Annotated in this window: 14 protein-coding genes and 2 pseudogenes; 6 read left to right on the top strand and 10 right to left on the bottom strand. The window is 35.4% G+C overall.

The features are described 5' to 3' along the window. Positions 1-377: 377 nt before the first annotated feature. The 3 genes and pseudogenes from OPR21_RS07080 to OPR21_RS07070 form a co-directional block, all read right to left on the bottom strand. Positions 378-1334: an IS5 family transposase gene (locus tag OPR21_RS07080; RefSeq protein ID WP_265029893.1), complete on the bottom strand. Its 957-nt coding sequence runs from the start codon at positions 1332-1334 to the stop codon at positions 378-380. Between the two features lie 159 nt (positions 1335-1493). After that, positions 1494-2325: pseudogene (locus OPR21_RS07075) on the bottom strand (IS5 family transposase). An 86-nt stretch (positions 2326-2411) separates the two neighbouring features. Continuing rightward, positions 2412-3244, bottom strand: a pseudogene (locus OPR21_RS07070) (IS5 family transposase). A 144-nt stretch (positions 3245-3388) separates the two neighbouring features. Here OPR21_RS07070 and OPR21_RS07065 point away from each other — a divergent pair. After that, positions 3389-4400 (top strand): IS630 family transposase gene (locus OPR21_RS07065; RefSeq protein WP_265029892.1). Its coding sequence is split into 2 segments (ribosomal slippage): positions 3389-3850 and positions 3852-4400, totalling 1011 coding nucleotides; the frame shifts between segments, so codons are not numbered across the junction. Between the two features lie 92 nt (positions 4401-4492). Here OPR21_RS07065 and OPR21_RS07060 read toward each other — a convergent pair. Then, positions 4493-4822 carry a TrbC/VirB2 family protein gene (locus tag OPR21_RS07060; protein ID WP_236514311.1) on the bottom strand — a complete coding sequence of 110 codons (330 nt, stop codon included), beginning with the start codon at positions 4820-4822 and terminating at the stop codon, positions 4493-4495. Between the two features lie 135 nt (positions 4823-4957). Here OPR21_RS07060 and OPR21_RS07055 point away from each other — a divergent pair, with 135 nt between their 5' ends. Together OPR21_RS07055 and OPR21_RS07050 are read left to right on the top strand one after the other, a co-directional pair. Continuing rightward, complete coding sequence (locus tag OPR21_RS07055) at positions 4958-5773, top strand: YihY/virulence factor BrkB family protein (protein WP_006279712.1); 816 nt, start codon at positions 4958-4960, stop codon at positions 5771-5773. Then, entirely contained in the window at positions 5760-6515 is a 756-nt protein-coding gene (locus tag OPR21_RS07050; RefSeq protein ID WP_006279711.1) for an SDR family oxidoreductase, read from the top strand. Before OPR21_RS07055 ends, OPR21_RS07050 begins: the two co-directional genes overlap by 14 nt. Positions 6516-6639: 124 nt before the next feature. Here the strand turns inward: OPR21_RS07050 and OPR21_RS07045 are convergent, their stop codons facing one another. Then, entirely contained in the window at positions 6640-6813 is a 174-nt protein-coding gene (locus tag OPR21_RS07045) for a hypothetical protein (RefSeq protein WP_167471214.1), read from the bottom strand. Positions 6814-6951: 138 nt separating this feature from the next. On the opposite strand from OPR21_RS07045, the gene carB reads away from it, so the two are divergent. The 3 genes from carB (at position 6952) to OPR21_RS07030 (ending at position 11283) form a co-directional block, all read left to right on the top strand. After that, complete coding sequence (carB, locus tag OPR21_RS07040) at positions 6952-10326, top strand: carbamoyl-phosphate synthase large subunit (RefSeq protein ID WP_236514310.1); 3375 nt, start codon at positions 6952-6954, stop codon at positions 10324-10326. A 376-nt stretch (positions 10327-10702) separates the two neighbouring features. Next, positions 10703-10909, top strand: a complete 207-nt coding sequence (locus OPR21_RS07035; protein WP_265029891.1) for a hypothetical protein — start codon at positions 10703-10705, stop codon at positions 10907-10909. Next, positions 10906-11283: a hypothetical protein gene (locus OPR21_RS07030; RefSeq protein WP_245994753.1), complete on the top strand. Its 378-nt coding sequence runs from the start codon at positions 10906-10908 to the stop codon at positions 11281-11283. The genes OPR21_RS07035 and OPR21_RS07030 overlap by 4 nt, the downstream gene beginning before the upstream one ends. A gap of 175 nt (positions 11284-11458) precedes the next feature. Here the strand turns inward: OPR21_RS07030 and OPR21_RS07025 are convergent, their stop codons facing one another. The 5 genes from OPR21_RS07025 to OPR21_RS07005 all read right to left on the bottom strand — a co-directional run bounded on the left by OPR21_RS07025 (position 11459) and on the right by OPR21_RS07005 (position 15909). Further along, positions 11459-12439, bottom strand: coding sequence for an SGNH/GDSL hydrolase family protein (locus OPR21_RS07025; protein WP_010082050.1), 981 nt, complete (start codon positions 12437-12439; stop codon positions 11459-11461). Between the two features lie 140 nt (positions 12440-12579). Next, positions 12580-14523: an RNA polymerase sigma factor RpoD gene (gene rpoD, locus OPR21_RS07020; RefSeq protein ID WP_182319843.1), complete on the bottom strand. Its 1944-nt coding sequence runs from the start codon at positions 14521-14523 to the stop codon at positions 12580-12582. Positions 14524-14661: 138 nt separating this feature from the next. Further along, positions 14662-14973: a cation:proton antiporter subunit C gene (locus OPR21_RS07015; RefSeq protein WP_006279706.1), complete on the bottom strand. Its 312-nt coding sequence runs from the start codon at positions 14971-14973 to the stop codon at positions 14662-14664. Continuing rightward, positions 14970-15389 (bottom strand): Na(+)/H(+) antiporter subunit B, encoded by a 420-nt coding sequence (locus OPR21_RS07010; protein WP_006279705.1) that lies wholly within the window; start codon positions 15387-15389, stop codon positions 14970-14972. The genes OPR21_RS07015 and OPR21_RS07010 overlap by 4 nt, the downstream gene beginning before the upstream one ends. After that, a complete protein-coding gene (locus tag OPR21_RS07005; RefSeq protein WP_006279704.1) occupies positions 15382-15909 on the bottom strand; it encodes a DUF4040 domain-containing protein in 528 nt (175 codons plus the stop codon). Before OPR21_RS07005 ends, OPR21_RS07010 begins: the two co-directional genes overlap by 8 nt. Between the last annotated feature and the right edge of the window lies 1 nt (position 15910).

Genomic DNA, 15910 nt, shown 5'->3' with positions numbered 1-15910 from the left:
TACGGGGTTTCTTTGCCTTTTTTCCTGCTTAGTAAGTTTCTTAAACACTTGCGGTGTAGGTTAGTTGCAAGTTAAAAGCAGCTAAATCGCTCTTAATCAAGCGTTTTAGAATAAAAAAACGCCGATATTTTAGTACATAGTAAATAGCCAACCACCATGGGGCTTCTTTTGCCTTTTTTTTCATTTGGTAAATTTCTTAAACATTTATAGCTAAACGACAACCGTCATCCTGCTGCTTGTTAGCTGATGAGATACCGCGAATGAATCGCGGTATGACGGTATGCGGCGGCATGACGATAAGCCTTGTCATTCTAGCGCGTGGCGCTGGAATGGCTTTGTTGCATCGCTCTTCGGATAGTAGGTAACGTACAATAAATTCATGAAGCTATCTCAAACTTAGCCATGCCTATTTCAGTAAATTTGTTAAGCAAATAACACTTGAGTAGCAGTTCCTTCTCACGATTAATTTCAGATTTGCTCCTAAAACTAAACCCAAATGTCTTTTTTAATCGCGAGAAAAAACCTTCTATATAAGATCTTTTTCCATAACTCATCTCTTTTTTCCACTTCTTTATACCATCTTCATCATATGACTTTATGAGCTTGACTGCAGAATTTCTCTCAGCCATATAGTCTAACTTTGGATGCTCTGCTGCGTTGTTTTTCGGAGGAATTTTCGTTTTTATACCATATTGATTACACAGCTTATAGAGCTTTTCTCTGTCATATGCCCTATCTGCATATAGTACTTTTATGACATACTGAAAATCGACTTCTTTTAGCAAATCACAAGCTCCATAGTGATCAGAGTAGACACCGTTACTGTATTTTACAGCTATGGCTTTTTTGCTGTTTGTATTCAACATTACATGCAATTTTCTTGTCTGTTCATAGCTGCGATACTTTCTATCTTCGCTATTTTCTTTGCTATGACCAGGAGTGTTGTTGTATATACTAATTCCTGTACTGTCTATAGCAATTTCGATATCTTCCATATTATTTTTATCAATTCTGCAATCATTGATCTTAATATTGAGTTTCTTAAACCTTCTTGATGATTGTGAATAGCTGATAACTTGCAAATTTTTCCCAATTTGCTCAAGGTATCCTGCTATAAACCCAACTGTTTGCCTCAGGCCTATTCTAAATAAACAAGTTATTATGTGCACCAAAATTACAACTTTATCGCTATAAATATTGTTGCCACCTGGTATTTTTGGACCATTCTCGTACCACTTTTCTATGGCTTCGTTGATATAATGAAAAATATTTCCTCTTTTTTCTAGAAATTTGTTATATTCGCTATGGTTACTGACCCTCATTTTTTGTGGCATATTTTTTCTTTCAAGGTTAAATGGCTATTTTATAATGAATTTTGTCAGTAGCCACCAGATTTTTCAGTTGCTATGCAACAAAGCCCGCTGGAATCCAGACTTTAACTGATATGATTACAGAAAGAGAATTTATTAGAGGTTGTCCGGAAACTAGTAAACTTAGGCATATTCCCTCCGTAACATAACCCTACTCATAGCCAGATATATGAAACTTTCAGTAGATGTTGTAAGTAAATCGTACTCTTTTGATAGTCTTCTATTCCTATTGATCCAAGCAAAAGTCCTTTCTACCACCCACCTTCTCGGCTGTACTAAAAATCCAGGATCCCGTTGTGGCAATAGTTCTAGTGGTGTATCTTTATGCACCCAAAACCTACATGGAGGCCTTTTCACAATTTCAATATCTATGCCATATTCTTCCTCTATATGGGTTTTTAAATCTTTTCCTTGGTACCCCATATCAGCCCACATTTTTTTTACTTTAGTATATTTTGTTCTCATATTGTTTAATGCTATTTTAATACCATCTCTATCATTTTCATTAGCAGCTCCTACGTAACAACTTAGTATAAAACCCTGAGTATCTGTAATTATATGTCTTTTTCTCCCCTTTACCTTTTTCGCACCATCATAACCTTTGACCCCCCTTTTTCCGTGGTTTTTACCGACTGACTGTCCACTATGCATGCGCTCGGCTCTTCATTTCTTCCCATTTTTGACCTACTATATTTAGTGATATCATAGTTCATTTTCTCAAAAATCCTCTGTTTCTTCCATTGCCTAAACTGCTCATATACAGTCTTCCATAGCGGAAAATCATTTGGTAAATCCGCCATTGGCACCCTGTACGCAATACATAGAAAATTCCCTCTAACATTTTTCTTTTACTATATTTTGGCGGTCTTCCTCCTTTTTTGTATGATACTCTGAAGTACTTCTCTATTTGTGCCCATTCCCTTTCACTTAGATCTGTTGGATACTTTTTTCTCATCTTTACCCCATACTAAAATTTCAAATATCATAGCCTTTTACCTGTTTCCGGACAACCTCTTAGAGGTTGTCCGGAAACTAGTAAATTCAAGCATATTCCCTCTTTAACATAACCCTACTCATAGCTAGGTATATGAAATTCTCAGTGGATGTTGTGAGTAAATCATACTCCTTCGATAGCCTTCTATTCCTATTAACCCAAGCAAAAGTCCTTTCTACAACCCATCTTCTTGGCTGTACTTTAAACCCTTGTTCTCTTGTTGGTAGTAGCTCAGGTGGCGTATCTTTGTGCACCCAAAATCTACATGGAGGCCTTGTAACAATTTCAATATCTATGTCATATTCTTCCTTTATGTGATTCTTTAAATTTCTTCCTTGGTATCCCATGTCAGCCCACATTTTTTTAACTTTAGTATATTTTGTTCTCATATTGTTTAATGCTATTTTAATACCATCTCTATCATTTTCGTTAGCAGCGCCTACGTAACAACCTAGTATAAAACCCTGAGTGTCTGTAATTATATGCCTTTTTCTACCCTTTACTTTTTTACTTCCATCATAGCCTTTGATCCCCCCTTTTCTGTAGTCTTTACAGATTGACTATCTACTATACAGGCACTCGGCTGCTCATTCCTTCCTATTTTTCTTCTACTATATTTTGTAATTTCATAATTCATTTTCTCAAAAATTCCCTGCTTCTTCCATTGCCTGAACTGCTCATACACAGTCTTCCATAGCGGAAAATCATTTGGTAAATACCGCCATTGACACCCTGTACGCAATACATAGAAAATTGCTTCTAATATTTCTCTTTTGCTATACTTTGGCGGCCTTCCTCCTTTCTTGTATGATACTCTGAAGTGTTTTTCTATTCTTGCCCATTCCCTTTCGCTTAGATCTGTTGGATACTTTTTTCTCATCTTTACCCCGTACTAAAATTTCAGATATTATAGCCTTTTACTTGTTTCCGGACAACCTCTAATACCAATTCCCATTACAGGGCAAACAGATGGACAATGATGGAAGAAAAGCCATACTGAAGTAAGTAAAATAGCGAGGTTTAAATGGCATTAAGATCAAAATTATTGGATGAAAAAGTAGTAGAATCAGCAAAAGAAATGCTGAAGAAAGTAAGGAATAATGCATATGTTTCAAAAAAACTAAATGCTGTAATTGCAGCAAAAAAGTACAGTATAACGGCTGTAGCAAAAATATATTGCATTTCAAGAAGCGCACTAACTTCGTGGGTAAAACTCTTGAAAATTGGCAGAGAAGAAAAACTGTTTGCTCCTTCACAACGTCGTAGAAAAACTAAATTAAATCAGGCTCAACTACAGCAAATTGAAGAGTGGATAGAAGAAAATCCTAATATCACCATTAAAGAAATGAGAATAAGAATCCAGGAAAAGTTCGGATTAAATATCAGCAAATCTACAGTACACCGCCATATGCAAAAGATGAAATTCTCATATATTACACCAAGACCAGTTCATAATGGACAAGATAAAAGCAAAAAAGAGGAATTCAAAAAAAAATCTCAATGGAGCTATTAGCAAGTATCCAGAAAAAGAGCTATTTTTCTTTGATGAATCACGGTTTGGCACACATTCAAAAGTTGGACATGGGTGGTTTAAAAAGGGGATTAGAACACAGGTTAAAACAAAATTAGGTAGGCAAAATTTCTATCTCTATAGTGCAGTTAATCCTAGAAATGGAGAGAGTTCTAGCTTATTTGCACCAAATGTCAACACTGATTGCATGAACATATTTCTTGAGCAAATTTCGCAATATCTAGAAACACGAGAGGCTTTTCTCGTTATGGACTGTGCTAGTTGGCATAGGTCAAAAAATTTAAAGGTACCTAAAAATATCGACATTATATACCTACCTCCATACTCACCTGAGCTAAATCCTGTTGAGAGGCTTTGGTTATATATAAAACAGAACATTTTGCGCAATAAAATATACGATACAATTGCTCTACTTGAGGGTGCTTTGTGCAAATTTATTACTTCTCTTGCCAGCTCCACAACTAAACAACTCTGCAATGTTTCCTATTTGACTGGACAACAATGAGAATTGGTATTAGGTAGTCATAGACACTGAAAGTGGTAAAACTTACCACTTTCAAGTAAAGAAAACTACGTTTGTGCCTCCAACAATTTCTATTACTTATCTGCTACTGCACCGTCTTTACAAATCACACCTCCTGGTGTTATTTTTGAAACGACTACAGGAGCGCCAAAAAACACAGCAGTGAATGCACCGAGTGCAAAAAGCGCTGGCCACGGCATTCTGCCGAATATTGCAAGCAACGCTGCACCAATTATCACTATTGTGATCATTGGTCCACCTATGCCATGAGTATAGCCTATTATCTTGCATATCACCGATGATGTTGTATCATTTGTATCAACAAAAGTAGTACTTGTAGGAGGAGCACCTGCATCAAACGCAAAGGAGAGAATTAAAGCTACAAGTAGAAGAAAATTTTTCATTATGCCTCCGATAATTTCTGTTTCATATTTGATTATCTATCACATTGATTAAGTTTAAGTAAATGGTGAGGATTTTTTGCTTAAAAGTATCCTTTATTTCATTTAGAATACTTTTCTTGGTTCGTTTATATTACAGTGCTACAGAAATTTTACAGCATCGTTTATTGCCTTTATCGTGCTTTGATTGACACAATTCATAATGATGGAGTGGAGCATGCAGGGTATTTATCATTTTTAATTCTGTTATCAATATTTCCTTTTCTCATCGTTTTAATGGCTGTGGCGTCAACATTCGCAAATTTTTTAGACCAGTACAACATTGGCTGGGTATTTATCATTGATAACATGCCACAGGATATTTTATCATCTTTGATGCCGCGTATTAGGGAGATAATATCAGGCCCGCCGCAAAGCTTACTAACTTTAGCAATTGTAGGTGCTGTTTGGACCGCTTCATCGACAATTGAAGGGCTTAGAACAATACTCAATAAGGCCTATAAAGTTCCGGTTTCGCCGCCTTATATATTAAGAAGAGTACTAAGTATATTACAATTTTTAGTAATCACGCTTATTATAACTCTAACTATAGTGTTTTCTACACTAGTACCAATGCTAATTGATTTTTCCTATCAGGGGCTAAGTTATACTAGGTATTTACTTATTGAATTTGTACTTTTCACAGTAGTCTCTTGGCTATATTTTATGTTACCAAACATAAAACAAAATTTATCAGACGTATTTCCTGGATCTTGTGTAGCTGTTATTCTTTGGACGATTTCTGCTTCAGCTTTTAAGCAATACTTAAAAGCTTCCTTTGACCAACTGGATTTGATATATGGAAGTTTAGGTGGTGTGGTAGTGTCATTACTATTTTTTTATATGCTAAGTTTGATTTTTATATATGGAGCAAAATTCAATTTTCAGCTAAAATATTTCAATGGATCTCGCTAAGGAGAAAGAAATGGGTAAGTTAGAAGGTAAAGTAGCTTTAATCACCGGAGCTTCAGGTGGAATAGGCTCTGCTGTTGCAAAAAGGTTTATAAGAGAAGGTGCATGTGTGATTCTGATTTCAAGATCTCTTGATAATCTCAAGCCACTATATAATGAAATTGAAGAGCTTGAAGAATTTAAAGAAGGCTCTGTGAAACTAATTCAGCTTGATCTTCTAGACTTTGAGAATGTAAAGATACTGACAAACATGATAGAAAGCCTGAAATTATCAGAATCTGGAGCACTTGATATATTAGTTGCGTGTGCTGGAATTTTAGGCAAACTGAACCCCATTCATGACTGTGAGATTGAAGAGCTACAGAACGTAATGAATACAAATTTTACTGCCAATTGGTACTTACTAAAAAACTTAGATCCAATGCTAAAAAAGTCTAATGCTGGAAGAGCGATATTCATGACCTCAGAAGTGACACTTTCTCCTTCCTCTTATCCATATTGGATGCCGTATGCTGCAAGTAAAGTTGCACTAGAAATAATGGTGCAGATATATGCATCTGAGACAAAACATACAAAATTATGTGTAAATGCTGTATACACGGAAGGACCTGTGGGTAGTGAGCAGGCATTTCCTGGATCTGAATTGGTGTCACCTGATAAACTAACAGATAAATTTGTGGAATTAGCTTCTGAAGACTGCAGCATATCAGGAAAAATCTTACCGCTCAGCAAATCTCCCGAATAAATTACCATAGTATCTGCAAAGATACCGTTAAGCCCACAACTGTATGAACATTGTGATTTGAGAGTAATCTCCACTAGGAAGGATGTCATCCCAGTGCCTCTATGGTGTCATTCCAGTCTGGAATCTAGTCTTTATTATGCAGCCACTTATTTAAAGTTAAGTTTTCTGGATCCCAGACTGGGATGACACCTCTGGGCACTGCCGTCATAAAGGAACCAGTGTCAGCTACTTGAATGACATCATTTGCTGTGCAATTTACCTTCAAAAATGAATGTTTGTACAGCTGTGTGTCAAGCACTGGAATCTGCCACGCAAATTGCAATGTTCGTACAGTTATGCGTCAAGCCTAAAAGTAATTAGCTAATAGGTTTAATAAAAATTCACATATACAGGAAAGATTGGTAACATTACTTGAATAGAGACCGTTATTGTAATTATGCCGAAACGCACAGATATAGAATCTATATTAGTAATAGGAGCAGGCCCAATAGTTATAGGTCAGGCATGCGAGTTTGATTATTCCGGAACGCAAAGCTGTAAAGTATTAAAAAGCGAAGGTTATAAAGTCATTTTGGTTAACTCCAACCCCGCAACTATAATGACAGATCCTGAGTTTTCTGATGCGACGTATATTGAGCCGGTACTGCCTGAAATCATAGAGAAAATTATAATTAAGGAGAGGCCAGACGCAATATTGCCAACAATGGGCGGGCAAACAGCGCTCAATTGTGCAATAAAACTTGCAGATGATGGAGTGTTAGACAAATACAACGTAGAATTAATAGGGGTAAATAGAGAAGCAATAAAAAAAGCAGAGGATAGAGAGTTATTCCGCCAATCCATGGATAAAATAGGACTGAAATACCCCAAAAGTATCATTATAAAAAATCAAGAACAAATAAAAAAGGCTTTGGATTACGTTGGATTACCAGCAATCATTCGTTCATCATTCACTCTTGGTGGTGCAGGTAGTGGCATAGCATATAATAAAGAGGAGTTTTTCAATATCGCAGAAAGTGCTCTCAAAATTTCGCCAATAAATGAAGTTCAGATAGATGAATCAATTATCGGCTGGAAAGAGTATGAAATGGAAGTTATCCGCGATTGTAAAGATAACTGCATAATAGTCTGTTCGATAGAAAATGTTGATCCGATGGGAGTGCACACCGGAGATAGTATTACGGTTGCTCCTGCTTTGACTCTGCGTGATGCTGAATATCAACAAATGAGAAATGCATCTATAGCAGTGCTGAGAGAAATTGATGTTAGTGCCGGTGGTGCAAATGTTCAATTTGCAGTGAATCCTAAAGAAGATGGAAGCCTCGTTGTGATTGAGATGAATCCAAGGGTTTCTCGCTCTTCTGCACTTGCTTCGAAAGCAACAGGCTATCCTATTGCAAAAGTTGTAACTAAACTTGCTATTGGCTATTCGCTCGACGAAATACGTAACGACTGTGCTCCAATAATACCAGCAGCATTCGAACCAGTGATTGATTATATCGTCACTAAAATTCCTCGATTTGAGTTTGAGAAATTTAAAGGAACGAATTGTGAACTATCAACCTCCATGAAATCAGTGGGAGAAGTAATGTCTATAGGCCGCACTTTTAATGAGTCACTGCAGAAAGCTTTTCGTTCACTTGAAACTGATCTTACAGGACTTGATGAAGTGTTTCCTGAGAACATTGATATTGATCACGTAAAATCTCAATTAGCAAAATTGCTACCAAACAGATTACTGATTGCTGCTGACGCAATGCGCCACGGAATTAGCATAGAAGAAATAAATTCAATTACAGGTTATGACTTATGGTTTTTGCAGAATATACAGCAAATCATCTTGGCTGAACAAAAAATCAAGGAAAACGGCCTCCCTGGAACTGCATATGAAATGTTAGAGCTGAAAAAAATGGGATTTTCAGATGCAAGATTGGCGAAATTAAGCAATAAGAAAGTAGAGCAAATCGAAGAAACAAGAAAAAAATTTGGCATCAAACAAGTTTATAAGCGTGTAGACACCTGTGCAGCTGAATTTGAATCGAGCACTGCTTATATGTATGGCTGTTATGAGGGAAACATTACAAATAGGACAGAATGCGAAGCGGACATTTCTGACCGAAAAAAGGTTGTCATTTTAGGAAGTGGTCCAAACCGCATTGGTCAAGGTATTGAATTTGATTATGCATGCGTACATGCAGCTTCTGCCGCCAAAGAAATGGGGTATGAAACAATAATGATCAACTGTAATCCAGAAACTGTTTCAACTGACTACGATACCGCTGATCGTTTATATTTTGCCCCACTGATTGCAGAGGATGTGCTTGAAATACTAAGCAAAGAGCAAGAAAATGGCACACTGGTTGGTGTAATAGTTCAAATAGGTGGTCAAACACCTTTAAAGTTAGCCAAAGTGCTTAACGAGAGAGGTTTCAAAATTCTGGGAACTTCGTTTGATTCTATTGACCTTGCAGAAGATCGCATGAGGTTTAAAAATCTTGCTTTGCAACTTAATTTAAAACAACCTGAAAGTTCTATCTGCCATTCAGTAGAAGAAGCGTTAACCAATGCAGAAAAGGTGGGGTTTCCACTAGTAGTCAGGCCATCATATGTCCTCGGTGGTCAATCCATGTCGATTAGACACGATACTCAGAGCTTTAAAGAGTACGTCTTAGATCAAACTAAAATCTTTGAGCATGGTTCGCTGCTTCTTGATAAATTTTTAGTCAATGCAGTTGAGGTTGACGTTGATGCTGTATGTGATGGGGAAAAAGTTTTCATTGCAGCGGTCATGGAGCACATTGAAGAAGCTGGTATTCATTCTGGCGATTCAACATGCTCAATACCGACAAATACATTGAGTGACGAAGTAATAAAAGAGATCGAGCTCCAAACTGAGAGAATAGCATTAGCATTAAAAGTGAAAGGTCTGATAAACATTCAGTTTGCTGTTCAAGAGAATAGACCTCTTGCAGAACCTGTTTGTGATGAGAAGTCTTTAGGAAAAGTGCAGATGAGCACCACAGAATACTCGAATGTATTTGAGGAGCGCAGACAAGCTTTGACGACAAAATTGCCTTCAGAAATCGAGTTATGCAAGAGGTCTAGTGATGTATACATACTTGAAGTGAATTTAAGGGCTAGTCGCACAGTTCCTTTTATTTCCAAGGTAATCAATATTCCTATTGCAAAGCTTGCCACTCAGGTTATTTTGGGTAAAAAATTGAATCAGGAAAACAAGCCTTTCAATCATTTTGCAGTTAAAGCTGCTGTTTTTCCATTCACGCGTTTTTCGGGAATTGATACTCTACTTGGTCCTGAAATGAAATCAACAGGAGAAGTGATGGGAATTGACTCATCATTTGAAGCTGCACTTGCAAAAACGCACATGGCTGCAGGATACAAGTTACCAACAGAAGGAACAGCTCTGGTTTCAGTAAAAGATGATGATAAAGAGTATATATTGCCTGTTGTACGAATGTTGAAAGAACTGAGTTTTGAAATATATGCAACCAAAGGTACAGCTTCTTATCTGAATAATAATGGCATTGCTGCACAAACTGTAAATAAAGTGAGAGAAGGCAGACCCCACATAGTTGATATGCTCAAAGATGGAAAAATAAATCTAGTGATCAATACCTCAAAAGGTGTGAAATCAGTTTCAGATAGCAAAGATATCAGGAGAACTGCTATTTTGCAAAATATAGCTTACAGTACCACAGCTTCTGGGAGTAAAGCGTTAGTGCTTGCAATTCAATATGTAAAGAATAGCAAATTGGAAGTGAAATCATTACAGCAGATACAAAACGGTTAAATATCAAAACTAGAATAATTCACTCTCAAAATGCTAAAGAGAACATAATAAAAAGATGGAAATTTTGAAGGAAATAGTATACCTAAAGAATCAACTAGCGTAATTGAACAGCCAAATGCTACAACGAATACTCCACAATCTTACCTAGAGGACACTTCCCTTATATGTTAAGAACAAGTCTTTATAAATATCAAAGTAGTGATATTAAAGACACACAGAGAAGAGGAACCGTCACGCCCCTTGATTATAAGAATCGTTGTTCAGCAAGGTTCTCTTCTCTGGTTTATTATACTGAAAGTTCCGAACAACTGATTGAGCTTTTAGGCTCGTATATAAGGCTGGAAAATGCAGTATATGTTATTATTACGGAGGAATTATGAGTTCATCAAACATTATTGCTGGCATTGATGTTAGCAAAAGTAAATTAGATCTCCACATTCACCCACTTGAGCATTATAAAATATTTGAAAACAATGTACAATCCATTGATGAAATGCTGGACTTTTTACGTTTGCATAATGTAACCAAAATTGGTCTTGAGGCAACTGGTGGATACGAAAAATTATGTGCCTATACTTTATGAGGTGTACGTCATTCAACCAAGGTGGGAGAGACTATGCTAAAAGCCTTGGTATTACTACAAAAACTGATAAAATAGACTGCAGTATCATCTCACGTTATATTAATAATACAGATATGCGTGTTACTCCTTTAACAGTTAGTAATGGTAATATTGATTGCTTGAAACAAAAATTATCTCGTAGAAACCAACTTGTAGAAATAGCAAAAATACAAAAAACCCAAATCCAACAGGTAACTGATACATCTATAATCAAACAAATAGAGGAACTTCTTGCAATTTTACGTAATCAAATTAAAACTTTAGAAGATGAAATGATTACATTTATCGATCAAAACCAAGAGCTTAAAAGAAAATATATATCAATAACTATATAGTAGCGGGATGACGGTTTTTCAAATTGTCGGTAAATCTAAGTCAGTTTAGCTATAGGCAGCAATTTTCTGTATTTATTTTAAATTGAAGAAAGCTCAAATGAAAGATCGTGTTTTGCTAAAAATCACAGAATGCAGTCTGGTTACTATTTAAAAGGATATGTTCAAAAAAACTGTGTCAAATCAACTCATACACTTCATTACCAACTTCATGATGAAGTTCCGCAGTTGGATGGAAATAATCAAAAAAGAAATAATCCTTTAGTGTTTCTTTGCTACACCCAGGGTTATAGTGAACGTCAAGTTCCCCTTTAAATATCAACTTTAAGAGTATTTTTATATTTTCTTTAAATCTCCCAACTTGGTCTGCAATGTTCGATGTGCATGCATCTTGACAATTTAAACCTTTGCTCTTGTATTCGCTAAACATACTTCTCATTTTAGAGTTAAGATCAAATGCTTTTATTTCAAGATTTGTACTTTTCTTCATATAATCTAAGCCTTTAGCCAGTTTTGCATTGAAACTCTCCGTGAGCTTTGTAGCTAGTTCCCTTGCTTCTTCATCTCTATTAAAAGCTGGTATTGAGCCAACTTCAGGTGCATTTGCAACAACTACATGCTTAACACCATGTTCATTTAGAACCTTAAGTGCATTACATATTTCACTCACTGCTTGTTCCAACACTTCTTCCGCTTTAGTATCGTCATAAGCAGTGGCAACCATAACATCATTTCCGCCGATTATGATGCAAAATAAATCTTCTTTACCTATATCTGGATGATGTTTAATTACCGCATCTAGCTGGTTAGCTAAACGAAATTTATTGAAGAAATAAGAAAAAATAGGGTCAAAAATTTCAGATGCTGTTGCATATGAAACTGCGTAATTCTGACCTTGCTGTTCGTGGCATCTCCCAAAAAATGAATAACTCCACCCAGGTTTAAATTCATCTAAATCTAAATATTTTGCTATATATTCAACAGCAGTAGGGCCATTGCTAAAAGATCTTCCTTGATAAAAAGGATCATCAAATTTTACGCTTTTTGCAAAGGATAAATTATTTAAAATTCCAATGATTGCGCCATTATCGGATAAGCTATCACCCAGAACATAAAAATTTCTATACTTTGAATTAGAATTGTCATTTTTGTTTGTCATAATATTTACCGTAGATTAGCATGTTGTTTCATTAGATTCATAGAAAAAGAAAAATAGCGGTGAAATTATACAACTTTGGCCTAACTTGCTCTCCACTTTTTCCGGGCAAAATCAGCTTTTTCTTAACTTGACACGTATACTTAAAAGAACCCTCTAAGTTTTCTAGCACGGCTTGGATGTTTCAACTTGCGCAGTGCTTTTGCCTCTATTTGCCTAATTCTCTCACGTGTTACATTAAAAATTTTTCCTACTTCTTCTAAGGTATGTTCCTTCCCATCTTTACCAAGGCCAAAACGCATTCTTAAAATTCTTTCTTCCTTTGGTGTTAAAGTTGCAAGAACATTGGTTGTAATGCCACGCAAGTCAGCAAGTATTGCAGCATCCTCTGGCCTGGAGACTCGCTTGTCTTCTATACAATCACCAAAGGTACTACTATCATCTTTTCCTGTTGGAGCTTCAAGACTTACTGGATCCCTTGCTATTTTCATAACTTTGCGTATTCTTTCCAGTGGCATTGTCAGTTCTACACTCAATTCCTCTAACGTCGGCTCTCTTCCCATCTCATGAGTCATCTTTCTTAATGCTCTGTTGATTTTACTGATAATTTCCACCATATGAACTGGTATTCTAACTACTTTAGACTGCTCAGGTATTGCTCTAGTGATTGATTGTCTTACCCACCAAGTGCCATAAGTTGAAAATTTATATCCACGTTTGTAATCAAACTTATCCACGGCCTTCATAAGACCAATATTGCCTTCTTGTATCAAATCAAGCAGATCAAGGCCTCTTTTTGAATACTTCTTAGCAATGGAAACTACTAGCCTTAAGTTAGCCTTAATCATTTCTTGCTTTGCTTCAGAGACTTCTCGTTCGTGTTTTTGTATTCTCTTGATTAGCTCCTTAAATTCTTGTACGTTATCTTCCTGTATATGCTGCTTAATACCGTTCAAGGTACTAGCTATATGTTCAGAGTTATCGTCTATAAACCTTAAAAATTTGTTTTTTAATTCACCTGTAAAAGAGGACTGATTTTCATTGATCTTTAAAAGACTTATCTTTTTCAATTCGTGCTTTAAAAGCACGTCATCATAAACTTTATAGAAACTTTCTCTATCGATATCGTATTTTCTAGCCTCAGCAATAAGATTAGCCTCTTCAAGCGTAATGGATCTATTTATCTTATAAAGTTCTTGTGTAATTCTGGCAACAGCAGCATCACTTAACTTAATTTGTAATGCTATAGACCATATTTGATTATACAAATTTTCTAGCTCATTAGAGAAATTTTTAGAATTTTTTCTTAATATCAACGCTTCATTTGTTAAAGTAATTATCTCATCCAATGCAACTATGACCTTTGGCAATAAGTCACTTTCCATTTCAAGAATAGAAACATTTAAATTGACTGAACTTATATCTTCATTATTACCGTCTTTCTCATCATCACTTTTTTTACTATCTTTCTCATCATCACTACAGTACTCAGCATCTTCAGAAACATCCTCAGAATCCTCAACATCTTCAGCACTTTCTTCACTCTCTTCTTTGGGTACCACATTAAAATCAGAGTTATAAATTGCATCCAGATCTATAATTTCTCTCAGTAAGAGAGCTCCATTACTTAAATCATCACGCCATACTTTTATCACCTTTAATGTTACTGATGTTTCAATTATTGCACGTAACATGTTATGCTTTTCAGATTCAATTTTTTTTGCTATCTCGATTTCATCTGCCCTTGATAAAAGCTTTACGGAGCTCATGTCTTGTAAATAAATCCTCACTGGATCATCATTTTGTACTAAAGTTGCAGTAACATTTGGCGATGTGTCATCATCATCAAGTTTACTATCATCACTGTTGGAAGGAATATCTTCTTCATCTTCGCTACTTTCAAGCACATTAATTCCGGAATCCTGCAATAAAGATATAGCATCATCTATAAAGTCAGACGAAAAATTTTCATCTGATAATTTATCATTTATATCATCAAAGGTGATAAAACCACCCTTTTTTATACTCTTAGTTACCAGATCTTTGATAATTTTTTTCTTATCTTCTGCATCATTAATAGTTGACATCATTACCTTTATAGTTTATAACTTTATTTCTTATTAACAAACAAACTTACAACGAGCAAGTCTATAATTTTACTTTTAACTTGTGGCTATTTGTTACTTCATATAGTTTAAGATACTGTTAATTTATGTACACTTGTCTTAATCGATTGTTCCATACTTTTCTTCCATTTTTACTGCTATGGATAATCCAACTGAAAATGTTGCAATTCCAACCACTATAGCAGTAAGCATTAAAACATGGGGTATAGGATTGCTATATGAATAAAAATTTGAAACCAATATAGGAGGCAAGGAACTTTTTATATATCCTAGAGATATGTAAAATAACAAAACAGATGCTTGGAAGACGCTTACCCCTATCATTTTCTTGATTAAATTTTTATCGTTTATAATAATATATAAACCTAGCACCATTAATACAATAATAATCGTATAATTATATAAAGTCATTGTTTTTTCCTACGAGCAAAATTTATATATATAATTAACATAGAGGAGCAGACAGTAAATGCTACACCTAATTCCACCAAAAAAATACCTAATTTTTGACCGGTTCTATTATTGGTTAACAAGATATCATAAGATAAAAAATTTTGGCCAAGTAAAGTTGTTGCAACGCCCGTTCCTCCATAAATTAAAATACCTAACACGTTAGTCAATCTAATCACAGAATAAGGTATTGCTTTTAGAGTTGTAGATACACCAAATAGCATTGAATATAATATTATCCCGGAGGCAATAATTATTCCTGCTTGAAAACCTCCACCCGGAGTGTAATCACCGTGAAATTGTATGTATAAACCAAATAAAATGATAAAAGGTATCATCAAAAATGTTACTGCATTTAATATCGGATCTTTAATCATTTTCTTTTTCTTCTTTTAATATCAACGTTATACAAAGCGCAGCAGTAAAAACTACTATAGTTTCTCCAAACGTGTCATAACCACGAAAGCTTGCCAAAATAGCTGTCACTATATTAGGAATACCGGTAGCTTTTTCGGTATTTTCCACATAATAAGGAGCAACATGCAAGTGGATCGGAGCATTGTGGCTGCCAAAATCTGGCAATTGAATCATAAAATATGACAAACATACAGCCAGAAATAACATAAAAAAAAGCGTTATAGGGTTATGAGATAGATTTACTTTATGATTCTTTATCAAGGAGAGTGCTGCAAACGTAAAAACTGTACTGAGCCCCGCACCAACAGAAGCTTCAGTAATTGCAACATCAGGTGCATTCATAATTAAGTGTATAAGCGCAATCAGTGAACTAAATACACACATTAGAACAGCACTTACGACTAAATGTCGCGAGAAAACTATAAAAACCGTAACTGTTAGTAACAACAAAAGTAACACTACATTTAATATTTCTAACACC

The organism is Wolbachia endosymbiont (group A) of Philonthus cognatus, assembly GCF_947251755.1.
GTDB lineage: Bacteria > Pseudomonadota > Alphaproteobacteria > Rickettsiales > Anaplasmataceae > Wolbachia > Wolbachia pipientis.
The sequence above is the reverse complement of the archived record's forward strand: the minus strand, read 5'-3'. Positions and strand labels throughout refer to the sequence as shown.